This window comes from Methylorubrum rhodesianum (assembly GCF_014199985.1).
GTDB classification, from domain to species: Bacteria; Pseudomonadota; Alphaproteobacteria; order Rhizobiales; family Beijerinckiaceae; genus Methylobacterium; species Methylobacterium rhodesianum.
Genome location: NZ_JACHOS010000019.1, coordinates 1 through 14,073, shown reverse-complemented (window position 1 = coordinate 14,073; position 14,073 = coordinate 1). Strand labels below are relative to the sequence as shown.

General features: G+C 67.5%; 11 protein-coding genes. 8 read left to right on the top strand and 3 right to left on the bottom strand.

What is annotated here, in order from left to right; all coding sequences use genetic code 11:
- Positions 1–202: 202 nt before the first annotated feature.
- The 3 genes from HNR01_RS22595 to HNR01_RS22585 form a co-directional block, all read right to left on the bottom strand.
- Complete coding sequence (locus HNR01_RS22595) at positions 203–1,009, bottom strand: invasion associated locus B family protein (protein WP_153875501.1); 807 nt, start codon at positions 1,007–1,009, stop codon at positions 203–205.
- 296 nt (positions 1,010–1,305) lie between these two features.
- Positions 1,306–2,211: a response regulator transcription factor gene (locus HNR01_RS22590; protein ID WP_183669975.1), complete on the bottom strand. Its 906-nt coding sequence runs from the start codon at positions 2,209–2,211 to the stop codon at positions 1,306–1,308.
- Positions 2,204–5,413, bottom strand: coding sequence for an ATP-binding protein (locus tag HNR01_RS22585; RefSeq protein WP_183669974.1), 3,210 nt, complete (start codon positions 5,411–5,413; stop codon positions 2,204–2,206). The genes HNR01_RS22590 and HNR01_RS22585 overlap by 8 nt, the downstream gene beginning before the upstream one ends.
- A 548-nt stretch (positions 5,414–5,961) precedes the next feature.
- Between HNR01_RS22585 and urtA the strand changes: the two genes are divergently transcribed.
- From urtA to HNR01_RS22545, 8 genes are all read left to right on the top strand, one after another.
- Positions 5,962–7,218: an urea ABC transporter substrate-binding protein gene (urtA, locus tag HNR01_RS22580; protein ID WP_183669972.1), complete on the top strand. Its 1,257-nt coding sequence runs from the start codon at positions 5,962–5,964 to the stop codon at positions 7,216–7,218.
- Positions 7,219–7,327: 109 nt separating this feature from the next.
- The gene (gene urtB / locus HNR01_RS22575; RefSeq protein ID WP_012455436.1) at positions 7,328–8,254 is read left to right on the top strand and encodes an urea ABC transporter permease subunit UrtB; all 927 of its coding nucleotides are present in this window, start codon (positions 7,328–7,330) and stop codon (positions 8,252–8,254) included.
- Between the two features lie 13 nt (positions 8,255–8,267).
- Positions 8,268–9,437 carry an urea ABC transporter permease subunit UrtC gene (gene urtC, locus HNR01_RS22570; protein WP_183669968.1) on the top strand — a complete coding sequence of 390 codons (1,170 nt, stop codon included), beginning with the start codon at positions 8,268–8,270 and terminating at the stop codon, positions 9,435–9,437.
- A 10-nt stretch (positions 9,438–9,447) separates the two neighbouring features.
- Positions 9,448–10,236 (top strand): urea ABC transporter ATP-binding protein UrtD, encoded by a 789-nt coding sequence (gene urtD, locus HNR01_RS22565; protein WP_183669967.1) that lies wholly within the window; start codon positions 9,448–9,450, stop codon positions 10,234–10,236.
- 76 nt (positions 10,237–10,312) lie between these two features.
- Positions 10,313–11,002, top strand: a complete 690-nt coding sequence (gene urtE / locus HNR01_RS22560; RefSeq protein WP_096487909.1) for an urea ABC transporter ATP-binding subunit UrtE — start codon at positions 10,313–10,315, stop codon at positions 11,000–11,002.
- A 12-nt stretch (positions 11,003–11,014) separates the two neighbouring features.
- Positions 11,015–12,031: an alpha/beta fold hydrolase gene (locus HNR01_RS22555; protein ID WP_183669966.1), complete on the top strand. Its 1,017-nt coding sequence runs from the start codon at positions 11,015–11,017 to the stop codon at positions 12,029–12,031.
- A 167-nt stretch (positions 12,032–12,198) separates the two neighbouring features.
- Entirely contained in the window at positions 12,199–13,428 is a 1,230-nt protein-coding gene (fmdA, locus tag HNR01_RS22550) for a formamidase (RefSeq protein ID WP_096486246.1), read from the top strand.
- 2 nt (positions 13,429–13,430) lie between these two features.
- A complete protein-coding gene (locus tag HNR01_RS22545) occupies positions 13,431–13,748 on the top strand; it encodes an FmdB family zinc ribbon protein (protein WP_183669965.1) in 318 nt (105 codons plus the stop codon).
- The last annotated feature ends 325 nt before the right edge of the window (positions 13,749–14,073 follow it).

Sequence of the window (14,073 nt, the reverse complement as noted above, 5' to 3'; positions counted from 1 at the left end):
CAATCCCACTGAGAGGCGGGAGAAACATCCTTAACGACAACTTGCCGGTTGACTGTTGCCGCCCGAGTGATCTCGGACATGCTGAACGCGGAGTTACGTCCATGGTTGCACCGACCGGCGGTCTGCCGGTCGCGCGCAAAGGAAAGCCCCGCCGTGGCGACCACGGCGGGGCTCGTTCCTGAAACCAGCTGGCGCGGGCGTCTTACTTCGGCGCGGCGTTGGCGGCCGGAGCGGCGGGAGCCGGGGCGGCGCCGGACGAGCCCTGCTGCTCCAGCTTCTTGCGCATCTCCTCGCTGCGCTTCTCCATCTCGGCCTGGAGCTTCTTCTGCTGCTCCTCGAGAACCTTCGGGTCGATGGCCGGCCCGTCGAAGGCCTTGCCGAAGCCGGCGAGCGGCACCGCGAACACCACCTCGCGCTGGGTCTGGTTCTGGACCCGGACGTTGAGCGTGGTGCCCTTCTTGAAGCCGTTCAGCAACTCGTTGGAGACGCCGCCGGCCTCGGCGAAGCAGCCGTTCGGGAAGCAGACCGCGAACTTGCCGCCGGTCACTTCCTTGCCGTCGACGTCGAAGCGCATGCCGGGGGCCAGCATCAGGCCGAGCGGCAGCAGGAAGCGGACGACCTTCACCTCCTGCTTCGTGGAGGCGTTCTTCATGTCGTAGAGCGCGACCGCCAGCACCGGCTGGCCGGAATCCGACACGAAGTCGCGGGTGGTGTAGCAGACGTCGGTGCCGGAACCCTGATCCTTGCCGCAGACCTTGGTCCAATCGGCTTGGCTCGGCTCGGACTTCACGTTGATGAGCTGCGGGCCGTTGCCCTGGGCCTGCTGCTGGGCGGGCGCGGCGGGCTGAGCCTGCGCGGGAGCGGGGGTCGGTGCCGGAGCGGCCGGCTTCTTCGCCTGAGCGAGCGCGGTGCCGCCCAGGCCGGCGCCCAGGCCCGCCATGGCGAGGAACGCGGCCACGCGCAGCGGGCGCGCAGAAGGCTTGGCCATGGAAGACTTGGCAAGGAACATCGGCGTTATGACCCCTTCAACGGATTGCGCGCAAAAAATCTGACGCGGTGCTCTCTCGGGCCGCCGCAGCCCCGCGGGATGGCAGGTCCGGCCGGTCGGTCCGAGGCGCGGCCGTCCTGGCGCGGTGCGCCGGATCGCCGTGCGCGGCCTCGGGCGCAGCATGTTCCTGCCCGAACGAGACGGCGGCCTGCTTCCCCGTGGAATGCGGCGAAGGCATGACGCCTGCGCCGTACACCCCTGCATGCGATGCCTCAAGTCGTTTGCTCACATCGCGCGATCGATCGCGGGGCAGCGGCTCAATCCAAGTCACGCAGATGCCGCGCCGCCACCGCCGAGGCCGCCGTGCGATTCTCGACGCCGAGCTTGGCGTAGATGCCTTCCAGGTGCTTCGTCACGGTGCGGGGGCTCAATCCCAGAATCTCGCCGATGTCACGGCTCGACTTGCCGCGGGAGAGCCAGAGCAGCACCTCCGCCTCGCGGCCGGTGATCGGCAGCCGCTCGCGCAGGCGCTCCAGGCCGGCCGCGGTGGGATCGCCGGACAATCTCAGCAGGATCTCGGGACCGGTGCGGCCGATGAAGCTGAGCGAATGGGCGCGGCCTCCCGCATCGGTCAGCGCCAAAGGCGCCGTGCTCTGGCCGGCGAGGCAGCGTTGCAGCCAGTCGCGCCCGCTCGGCGGCAGCCCCAGGGGTTCCGGTCCGCCGAGGGCGGCCAGCACCTGAGCCGCCTGCGGCGTGCACCAAAGGACCGAGCCGGCGGCATCGACCGCGAACAGCGTGCGCCCGGCGGTGTCGAGCGCGGCCCGCGCGCTCTGGGCCGAGCGCGCATTGGCCAGATGCACGCGGATGCGCGCTAGAATCTCGTCGAGAGCGATCGGCTTCGTGACGTAATCGATCCCGCCGGCGCCCAATCCCTTCACGATGTGCTCGGTCTCGGAGAGTCCGGTCATGAAGATGACGGGCACGTGGGCGAGCCGGCCCTTGGCCTTGAGGCGGCGGCAGGTCTCGAACCCGTCCATGCCCGGCATCACCGCGTCGAGCAGGATGATGTCGGGGGTGATCTCTTCGACGAGGTCGAGGGCGAGGTCGCCGCCGACCGCCACCAGAACGGTGGCGCCGGAACGTTCGATCGCCTCGGTGAGGAAGCTCAGGGTATCGGGCGAATCATCGACGACGAGGACGATATCGCGCTGCGCCTCAGGCATCGCGGGCGAGTCCCTCCAGCACGCCGACGTAGCGGCGCATGTCGTAGGCCGCCACCAATCCGCGCATCCGCGCGACGAAGGCGGGCGGCACGGTCGTGTCGCTCTCCAGTTCGGCGAGCTTGGCCTCGATGCCGCGCACGTGGCCGATGCGGCCGAGGCGCAACAGCGCGGCGATGTGCTCCGCCGGCACCGTCTCCCCGCCCGCTCCCTCCGCGGCCCCGGCCGGACGCTCGGGGCGCACGATCGGGCGCAGCTCCGCGGTGGATGCGGGCAGCGGGCGGGCGGTACCGAGCAGCGCCGTGATCCTTTCCAGAAAATCCTGCATGTCGAACGGTTTGGCGATGATGTCGTCGTGCGGGGCGTCGGCGCCCCGGCTCGGGCTGATCTCGTGGACATTGGCCGACATCATCGCGATGCGGGCGGTGAAGCCGGTCTCACGCAACGTCCTTGCCACCTCCCAGCCGGTCATGCCCGGCATGGCGATGTCGAGCAGGATCAGGGCCGGTTCGCACGTGCCTGCGAGCACGAGGCAGGCCGGGCCGTCCGACGCCTCGGCCACCGTGAAGCCGAGCGGCTCCAGGATCTCGCGCATCAGGGCGCGGTGGGCCGGGTCGTCGTCGGCGACGAGGATGGTCCGGCCGGGCTCCGCCAGGGCGGGCCGCGCCACCGCCGCCGGAGCCGGTATCGCGGCGGGCGCCGGGCGGTTCACCGAGGCCAGCATCAGCCGCACCCGGAAGCAGGTGCCCTCCCCGACCCGGCTCTCGACGGTGATCTCGCCGCCCATCACCTGCGCCAGCAGACCCGCGATGGTGAGCCCGAGCCCGGTGCCCGGCGCCGCCCGGGCGGCGGGCATCGAGCCGCGCTCGAACGGCTCGAAGATCCGGCCGAGATCGTCCGCCGGAATGCCGAGCCCGGTGTCGCGGATCGTGAACACGGCGACCTGGCCGCGATAGGTCATCTCGAGCGCGACCTCGCCCTTCGCCGTGAACTTGATGGCGTTGGAGAGGAGGTTGAGCAGGATCTGGCGCAGGCGCTTCTCGTCCGTCGCCACCACCGCCGGCAGGATCTCGGGCCGGGTGAAGCGGAAGCTCAGGCCGGCGCCCTCCGCCTGCAGGCGCACCATGTCGACGATCTGGGTCAGGAAGTCGGCGAGCCGGATCTCGTTGCGGTAGGTCTGGAGCCGGCCGGCCTCCATCCGCGAGATATCGAGCAGGCCGTCGATCAGCCCGGAGAGGTGCTGGGCGCTGCGGCGGATCACCCGGATCCCGTTCCGGCGCGGCTCCGGGATGCTGGGGTCGCCTTCCAGCAACTGCGCGTAGCCGAGCACCGCGTTGAGGGGCGTGCGCAGTTCGTGGCTGATGCCGACCACGTAGCGGCTCTTGGCGAGGTTGGCGGCCTCCGCCGTCTCCTTGGCCTGCTGCAGCTTGGCGTCGGTGACCTTGTGGGCGGCGATCTCGGCCTCGTAGAGGGCGGTCTGTCGGGCGGTCTCCTCCTGCGCCACCCGGCGGCTCTCCTGCGCCAGCACGAACAGCCACGCCACGACGCCGAGGATGACGATCAGGATGAAGAACAGGCTGGTGAGCGCGGCGCGCAGCGTCTCGGTGTGCTCCGGATGCCCGGCGGCGGCGCTGGCGTGGACGATGACGAGGATCAGCCCGATCACCGTGACCAGGGTCAGCATCAGCGCGAGGTAGCGGCCGAGCGGGGCGCCGATCCAGGCGGCGGTGCGGGCGGGCAGGACGCGGGTCAGCGTCTCGCGGGCCTGCGCCTCCAGGCGTCCATGCGGCTTGCACAGGTCGCCGCAGCGGGCATCGAGGGAGCAGCACAGCGAGCAGATCGGTCCGGAATAGGCCGGGCACTGCGCCATGTCCTCGGCCTCGAACGGGTGCTCGCAGACGCGGCAGGTGATCTCCGGCCGGTCCCAGTCGGTCCGCGGTTCGCGGGCAAGGTAGCGCTTGCCCCCCGTGGCGAGGGCGATGGCGGGCGCCGCGGCGAAGGCAGTGGCCAGCGCCAGCATCGGCGCGAAGGGCTGGAGCGCGTCGCCGAGAAGGCCCGCATGGATCAGGCCGCCGGCGATGAGCGAGAGCACCATCGCCCCCGTGCCGACGGGGTTGATGGCGTAGAGATGCGCCCGCCTGAACTCGATGCCTGGCGGCGACAGGCCGAGCGGCTTGTTGACGGCGAGGTCGGCGGCGAGGGCGCCGACCCAGGCCGAGACCACGCAGGCGTAGAGCGGCAGGGTGCTCTCGATGGTCTTGTCGATGCCGAGTTCCATCAGCAGCAGGGCGATGGCGACGTTGAACACGAGCCAGACCACCCGCCCCGGATGGCTGTGGGTGAGGCGCGAGAAGAAGTTCGACCACGCGATCGAGCCGGCATAGGCGTTGGTCACGTTGATCTTGAGCTGCGAGATCACCACGAACAGGCCGGTGAGCGCCACCGCGACACCGGGCGAGCCCGAGACGTAGCCGAAGGCGACGGCGTACATCTGCGTCGGCTCCGCGGCCCGCTCCGGCGAGATGCCGTGGCCGAGCGCCAGAACGGTGAGGAAGGCGCCGAGCAGGATCTTCAGCATGCCCGGCACGATCCAGCCGGCGCCCGCCGAGAGCACCCCGGTCCACCAGCGCCAGTCGCCCTTGCCTTGAGGCGGCGGCATGAACCGCAGGAAGTCGACCTGCTCCCCGACCTGCGCCAGCAGCGCCAGCAGGATGCCGGAGGCGAGCCCGAACAGGCGCAGGTCGAAGCCCGCGCCCGCCGCCTCCAGGCCGGGATAGCCGGTGAAGGCCTCGAACGGCACCGGCCCCGAGAGCCAGATGCAGACGAGCGGCAGCAGGTTGAGGCCGATCCAGAGCGGCTGGGTCCAGAGCTGGAAGCGGCTGATCAGGCGGATGCCGTAGATGACGAGCGGAATCACCGCCCCCGCGCTGACGATGTAGCCGATCCACAGCGGCAGGCCGAAGCAGAGCTGCAGCGCCAGCGCCATGATCGCCGCTTCGATGGCGAAGAACAGGAAGGTGAAGCCGGCATAGATCAGCGAGGTGATGGTCGAGCCGAGATAGCCGAAGCCCGCCCCGCGGGTGAGGAGGTCGATGTCGACCCCGTAGCGGGCGGCGTAGATCGTGATCGGCGCGGCGGTGGCGAAGATGATGAGCCCGACGGCGAGCACCGCGGCGAAGGTGTTGGTGAAGCCGGTGGCGAGCACCAGCGTGCCGCCGATGGCCTCCAGCGCCAGGAACGACAGCGAGCCCAGCGCCGTCTGCGCGATGCGGAAGGGCGACCAGCGCCGCGCCTTCTTGGCGGTGAAGCGCAGGGCGTAGTCTTCCAGGGTCTCGTCGGCGACGAAGCGGTTGTAGTCGCGACGGATCGGGATGATGGACCGGGCGCTCAGGGGGCCGTCCTCACGATGGGCGGATCACCGGTCTGCAACGGAGATGCCGGCGCAATGTCCGCCACTGCGCGGCACCAGACATCCCGAGCGCATCGTGCTGGATATCGGATCCAGCACGATGCGCTCGGGATCTGTTTCTGCATCATCTTTTTCCGAAAGCCGCAAACCACCTTTCGGGATGATGCTCTAGCCCGAGGCTCTCACGGAATCGAGAGCGGCACGGTACGGTCCGGGCTGTCCGGCGGACATACGCAAAACAGCGTATAGGGTGCATCGCACAATCAAGCCTAGCCTCCACCCTGTCCGAGCACGGCCGCCGACCGGCAGAGCCGCGCCGACGCCAGATCAGGGGTTCAGGCACGATGGCTGAAGACAAGGGGAAGGGCCTGGAATCGGCCCTGCGGCGCAAGCTTCTCATGGGCCTCGCGGGTTTGCCCGCGTTGGCGATGATGCCGCGGGGAGCGTTCGCCGCCGCTCCGACTTCGGCCGTCAACACGACCGGGCTCGCGGTCACCGATACCGAGGTCACGGTCGGCATCCTGCACTCGGCCACCGGCACGATGGCGATCTCCGAGACCGGCTCGATCCAGGCCGAGAAGCTCGCCATCGCCCAGATCAACGAGATGGGCGGCGTGCTCGGCCGCAAGATCAAGGTGATCCAGGAGGACGGCGCCTCCGACTGGCCGACCTTCGCCGAGAAGGCCAAGAAGCTCCTCGTCAACGATCACTGCGCCGCGGTGATGGGCTGCTGGACCTCGGCCTCGCGCAAGGCCGCGCTGCCGGTGTTCGAGCAGTATAACGGTCTGCTCTACTATCCGACCTTCTACGAAGGCCTGGAGCAGTCCAAGAACGTGATCTACACCGGCCAGGAAGCGACGCAGCAGATCCTCGCCTCCCTCGACTGGGTGGCCAAGGAGAAGGGCGCGAAGTCGTTCTTCATGGTCGGCTCGGACTACATCTGGCCGCGCACCTCGAACAAGATCGCCCGCAAGCACATCGAGAACGTGCTCAAGGGCACGGTCGCCGGCGAGGAGTACTTCCCCCTCGGTCACACGCAGTTCAACTCGGTCATCAACAAGATCAAGCTGAAGAAGCCCGACGTGATCTTCGCCGACGTCGTCGGCGGCTCGAACGTCGCCTTCTACAAGCAGCTCAAGGCGGCCGGCATCGATCTCTCGAAGCAGACCCTGCTGACGATCTCGGTGACCGAGGACGAGATCGACGGCATCGGCGGCGACAACATCGCCGGCGCCTATTCCTGCATGAAGTACTTCCAGTCGCTGAAGAACCCCAACAACGAGAGGTTCGTCTCCGCCTTCAAGAAGATGTGGGGCGACAAGACCGTCATCGGTGACGTGACCCAGGCCGCCTATCTCGGGCCGTTCCTGTGGAAGATGGCGGTGGAGAAGGCCGGCTCCTTCGATGTCGACAAGGTGGTCGCCGCCTCGCCCGACATCGAGTTCAAGGAGGCGCCGGAAGGCTACGTGAAGATCCACCCGAACCATCACCTCTGGTCGAAGACCCGCGTCGCCAAGGCTCTGCCGACCGGCCAGTTCGAGGTGGTCTACGAGAGCCCCGAGTTGATCGAGCCGAACCCCTTCCCGAAGGGCTACCAGTAGTCGCGACATTCCGGTCCCCTCCCCCCGCGAGAGGGGACATCCGCGAAATGACGGGCGTGGCCCGACACTTGCTGCGCCCTCCCAGAAAAATCCGCCGGGGACACCGATCATGTTCGGCGACTACTCGCTCGCAGACCTCAGCTCGATCTTCGTGATGCAGGGCTTCGCAGGTCTGATCCTGTTTTCCGTCTACGTCCTGATGGCTTTGGGCCTGGCGATCATCTTCGGCCAGATGGGCGTCATCAACATGGCCCACGGCGAGTTCATGATCCTGGGCGCCTACGTCACCTATCTCTGCTCGACCTTCTTCCAGACCTACCTGCCCTCGCTCTTCGGCGGCTACTTCTTCGTCGCCATGGCACTGGCCTTCCTCGCATCGGGAGCGATGGGGATGCTGGTGGAATGGGCATTGATCCGCCACCTCTACAAGCGCCCGCTCGACACCTTGCTCGCGACCTGGGGCCTCTCGCTGATCCTGCAGCAGGCCTACCGCACGATCTTCGGCCCACGCGAGGTCGGCGTGGAACTGCCCTCGTGGATGATGGGCTCGATCCCCGTCACCGACTCGATCGAGGTCCAGATCAACGGCCTGTTCGTGATCGCGGTCACCACGGTCATCACGCTCGGCGTCGCGGTGCTGATCTATCGCTCGCGCTTCGGCGCGCAGATCCGCGCGGTGATGAGCAACCGCTCGATGGCGGGCGCCGTCGGCATCGATACTGAGAAGGTCGACCGCACCACCTTCGGCCTCGGCTGCGGCATCGCCGGCATCGCCGGCTCGGCCTTCACCATGATCGGCTCGACCGGCCCCACCTCCGGCCAGCTCTACATCGTCGACACCTTCCTGATCGTGGTCTTCGGCGGCGCGGCCAGCCTGCTCGGCACCATCGCCTCGGCCTTCTCGATCTCGCAGACCCAGTCGACCCTCGAATTCTTCCTCTCCGGCTCGATGGCCAAGGTGCTCACCCTGCTCGCGGTGGTGGCGATCCTGATGCTGCGGCCGCAGGGCCTGTTCACCCTCAAGGTCCGTCGCTGAGGAGCGCGCCCCGATGACGAGCCCAGTTCAGTCCCTGTCGAAGGCGGTCACCGTCAACGACAACCCCTTCATGAAGCCGGTCGAGTGGGTGAGCCTGCTGCTGCTGGCCGGCGTGATCCTGGTGGTCCTGCCGCTCATGCTCGACGGCTTCCGCCTCAACCTCGTCGGCAAGTACCTCACCTACGTCTTCGTCGCCCTCGGCCTCGTCATCTGCTGGGGCTATGCCGGCATCCTCTCGCTGGGCCAGGGCGTGTTCTTCGGCCTCGGCGGCTACTGCATGGCGATGTACTTGAAGCTTGAGGCATCCAGCGTCGAGAACACGAAGATCCAGTCGACGCCGGGCATTCCCGACTTCATGGACTGGAACCAGATCACCGCGCTCCCCTGGTTCTGGCAGCCCTTCCACTCCCTGCCGCTGACGCTCCTCCTCGTCGTCGCGGTGCCGGTGGCCTTCGCCTTCATCATCTCGGTGGCGATGTTCAAGCGGCGCGTGGGCGGTACCTACTTCGCCATCATCACCCAGGCGATCGCCGCGATCCTGACGATCCTGATCGTCGGCCAGCAGGGCTACACGGGGGGCATCAACGGCATCACCGACCTGCGCACGCTCAACGGGTGGGACATCCGCACCGACCACGCGAAGTTCATCCTCTACTTCGTCAACGGCGGGCTCCTCATCGGCTGCATCCTGATGGCGCAGTACGTGAAGAAGTCGAAGCTCGGGCGCATCCTCGTGGCCATGCGCGAGAAGGAGGACCGGGTCCGGTTCTCGGGCTACTCGGTGGCGGGCTTCAAGGTCTTCGCCTTCTGCCTCGCGGCCGGCTTCGCGGCGATCGGCGGCGCGATGTTCACCTTGCAGGTCGGGTTCATGTCCCCGTCCTTCGTGGGCATCGTGCCCTCGATCGAGATGGTGATCTACGCCGCCGTCGGCGGACGCCTCTCGCTCTTCGGCGCGGTCTGGGGGACGCTGCTGGTCAACTGGGCCAAGACGAGCTTCTCCGAGTCCTTCCCCGACCTCTGGCTGTTCGGCCTCGGCGGCCTGTTCATCGCCGTGGTGCTGATCTTCCCCAACGGTCTCGCGGGCATCTGGCGCGAGCACATCGAACCCCGCCTGTTCCGCAAGGCCAAGGGTCTGGCCCCCGTCGCCAGCCCCGCCCTGCCCCACGGCACTCCGGCCGAGTGAGGAGACATCCATGAACGCGGCCATCCTCCCCTCCCCGGCCCCCATCGGCACGCCCGCCGACGAGAAGGACTTCCTGCTGGCGGTCGAGGCCCTCACCGTCTCCTTCGACGGGTTCAAGGCGGTCAACGACGTCTCGTTCTACGTCGATCCGGACGAGATCCGGGTCATCATCGGCCCCAACGGCGCCGGCAAGACCACGGTGCTCGACCTGATCTGCGGGCGGACGAAGGCCAGCTCCGGCTCGATCAAGTACAAGGGCCAGGAATTGACCAAGCTGTCCGAGAGCGCGATCGTCCAGGCCGGCGTCGGGCGCAAGTTCCAGACGCCCTCGATCTACGACGACCTGACGGTGTTCGAGAATCTCGAGATCTCGTTCCCCCGCGGGCGCTCGGTGTTCGGGGCGCTGACCTTCAAGCGCGACGCCGAGGTACGCGACCGCATCCACGAGATCGCCCAGACCATCTTCCTCAAGGACCAGCTCGACGAGCGCGCCGAGTTCCTGAGCCACGGCCAGAAGCAGTGGCTGGAGATCGGCATGCTGCTGATCCAGGACCCGGAACTGCTGATGCTCGACGAGCCGGTGGCCGGCATGAGCGTCGGCGAGCGCATCAAGACCGCCGAACTCCTCAACCAGATCATCAAGGGCCGCTCGGTGCTCGTCATCGAGCACGACATGAAATTCGTCGAGGACATCGCCCACCGGGTCACCGTGCTCCACCAGGGCAAGGTGCTGTCGGAAGGGTCGATGGAGCGGGTCAAGAACGACCCGAAGGTCATCGAAGTCTATCTGGGCCACTGAAGGCGTATCGATCATGCTCCAGACCGCCGCCTCTCCCTCCCCCGTCGTGCCGCCGGTCATGACCGGCGCGCAGCCGATGCTGGCGATCTCCGACCTCCACGCGGCCTACGGCCAGAGCGAGGTTCTGCACGGCATCGACATCAACGTGGCGCCCGGCGAGATCGTCGCCGTGATGGGCCGCAACGGCATGGGCAAGTCGACGCTCATGAAGACGCTCATGGGCATCGTGCCGACCAAGTCGGGCACGATCACCGTGGACGGCACCGACGTCACCACCCTGAAGAGCCATACCCGCGTGGCCAAGGGGCTCGCTTACGTGCCGCAGGGCCGGATGATCTTCTCCACCATGACGGTGCAGGAGAACATCGAGACGGGGCTCACCGTCACCGGCTCGCGCAAGGTGCCGCAGGACCTCTACACGATGTTCCCGGTGCTGCTGGAGATGAAGGGCCGGCGCGGCGGCAATCTCTCCGGCGGCCAGCAGCAGCAGCTCGCCATCGCCCGGGCACTCGCGAGCAACCCGAAGGTTCTGCTTCTCGATGAGCCGACCGAGGGCATTCAACCCTCGATTATTCGTGAAATGGGGCGTACGCTGAAGAAGATTCGCGACGAGCGCGGTCTGTCGATCGTCGTCTCGGAGCAGGTCCTGAGCTTTGCCATGGATGTGGCCGACCGGGTTCTCGTGATCGAGAACGGTGCGATCGTCCACGAGAGTTTGCGCGCCGACATCGACGAGGCGCAGGTCGCCCGCTTCCTCTCGGTCTGAGGGCTTTTCGCGATGGCCGATTACGAGATCTTCGAACTCGGTGACGTCGTCCTGCAGTCGAAGCAGACGATCCGCGGCGCGCGCCTCGCCTACAAGACCTACGGCACGCTCAACGCGGCACGAGACAACGTCATCGTCTATCCGTGCTGGTATTCCGGCACGCATCTCGAGAACGAGTGGCTGATCGGGCCGGGCAAGGCGCTCGATCCGGAGCGGTACTTCATCATCGTGCCGAACATGTTCGGCAACGGGCTGTCGTCCTCGCCGAGCAACACGCCCGCGCCCTTCAACGGGCCGCGCTTCCCCAAGGTCACGGCCTACGACAACGTGGTGCAGCAGCACCGGCTGGTGACGGAGAGGTTCGGCATCGAGCGGGTCAAGCTCGTCACCGGCTGGTCGATGGGGGCGCTCCAGACCTTCCACTGGGGCGCGCTCTTCCCCGACATGGTCGAGCGCATCCTGCCCTTCCAGGGCTCGGCCAAGTGCTCGCGGCACAACTTCGTCTTCCTGGAGGGCGTCAAGGCCGCGCTCCAGGCGGATGCCGCCTTCGCCGACGGCTTCTACGCCGAGCAGCCGCAGAAGGGCCTGCGCGCCGCGGCCCGGGTCTATGCCGGCTGGGGCTTCTCGCAGACCTTCTACCGGGTCGAGGCCGACCTGAAGCAGATGGGCTACGCCTCGCTCGAGGACTTCCTCGTCGGCTTCTGGGAGGGCTGGCTGCTCGAAAAGGACGCCAACAACCTGCTCGCCATGCTCTGGAGTTGGCAGAACGGCGACATCTCCGCCAACGACCTCTACGGCGGTGATCTCAAGAAGGCGCTCGGGGCGATCAAGGCCAAGGCCTTCGTGATGCCGGCCTCCACCGACCTGTATTTCCCGCCGGAAGACAGCGCCATCGAGGTCGAGCACATGCCGAACGCGGAGCTGCGCACGGTCGAGACCTATTGGGGCCACTTCGCGGGCGGCCCCGGCACCTCGCCCGACGACATCGCGGTGCTCGATGCGGCTTTGAAGGAGCTGCTCGCGACCTGAGCCATCGGCGGGGCGCCCCGGCGGCCCGCCCGACCCGATCCGGCGCTCACCGGCGCCGGATGAACGAAGAACGACAACAACGATCCACGGGGGCGGCCGGACTCATGCCGGACACGCAACGGGGACGGCTGCCCGAATTCTGGACGCTAAAAGGAGCTGCGAAGGAAATGCCCGAGACCCTGATCAAGGTCGATCTCACGCAGTCGGCCTACGACAACGACATGGTGCACAACCGCTGGCACCCGGACATTCCGATGGTCGCGACCGTGAAGCCCGGCGACGATTTCATCGTCGAGACCTATGACTGGACCGGCGGCTTCATCAAGAACAACGATTCCGCCGACGACGTGCGCGATATCGACCTGTCGATCGTGCACTTCCTCTCCGGCCCGATCGGTGTCGAGGGCGCCGAGCCCGGCGACCTGCTCGTGGTCGATCTGCTCGATATCGGCGCCAAGCCCGAGAGCCAGTGGGGCTTCAACGGCTTCTTCTCGAAGAACAACGGCGGCGGCTTCCTCGACGAGCACTTCCCTCAGGCCCAGAAGTCGATCTGGGACTTCGAGGGCATGTTCACCAAGTCGCGCCACGTGCCCGGCGTGCGCTTCCCCGGCCTGATCCATCCCGGCCTGATCGGCTGCCTGCCCGATCCGAAGATGCTGGAGACCTGGAACACCCGCGAAAAAGCGCTCTACGACACCAATCCGAGCCGGGTGCCGGCGCTGGCCACCCTTCCCTTCGGCCCGACCGCGCATATGGGCCGCCTGAAGGGCGAGGCGAAGGAGAACGCCGCGGCGACGGGCGCCCGGACGGTGCCGGGGCGCGAGCACGGCGGCAATTGCGACATCAAGGATCTGTCGCGCGGCTCGAAGATCTACTTCCCCGTCTACGTGCCCGGCGCCGGCCTCTCCATGGGTGACCTGCATTTCAGCCAGGGCGATGGCGAGATCACCTTCTGCGGCGCCATCGAGATGGCGGGCTGGGTCCATCTCAAGGTCAGCCTGATCAAGGACGGCATGGCCAAGTACGGGATCAAGAACCCGATCTTCAAGCCCTCGCCCGTCACGCCGAAATACGACGATCACCTGATCTTCGAGGGCGTCTCCGTCGACGAGTACGGCAAGCAGCACTACCTCGACGTGACGGTCGCCTACCGTCAGGCCTGCCTCAACGCGATCGAGTACCTGAAGAAGTTCGGCTATTCGGGCGCCCAGGCCTACTCGATCCTCGGCACCGCCCCGGTCCAGGGCCACATCTCCGGCGTCGTCGACATCCCGAACGCCTGCGCGACCCTCTGGATTCCGACCGGCATCTTCGACTTCGACATCAACCCGTCCGCGGCCGGGCCGACGAAATTCCTGGACGGCTCCGTCCAGATGCCGCTCTCGCCGGACCTCTGATCATGCCGGTCTACGATTACGCCTGCGAGAGCTGTGGTCCGTTCACGGTGCTGCGCCCGATGGCGCAGTTCAAGGACCCGCATGACTGCCCGGATTGCGGCGGGGAATGCCAGCGCGCCTTCCTCACCGCCCCGCGGATCTCCGGCATGGATGCGGGCCTGAAGGCCGCCCACGCCACCAACGAGCGCAGCCGCCACGAGCCGCGGCGCTCAGGCTCTCATGGGGCCGGCTGCGGCTGCTGTTCGCCGAAGAAGACGGCGGCCGCCCCCGCGGCGGCCAAGAGCTTCCCGAACGCGCGGCCCTGGATGATCAGCCACTGAGCTGAGCACCCCTCGCGGCGGACGCGCCCGGTGCGCCCGCCGCCACGCTTCCGGAGGAAGCAATCGACTGAAAATCGCTCCGCGAGGGAGCCGCCGGCCGCGACACGACAAGCGGGACGAACCCTGTGGGGCAGCCGGTGCAGAGGACGGGTTGGGGACTGACGATGACTGAAGGAATGACACGGACGACGAGGGGGCGGGCCCGCCGCGGCGTCAGGATCGGAACGGCCGGCGCGCTTGTTGCGGCGAGCCTAGCGGGGGTCCCGTCGGGGGCGCTGGCGCAGCAGCCCTCGGCCGCGGGCCAGTTCAACGATCAGACCCAGCC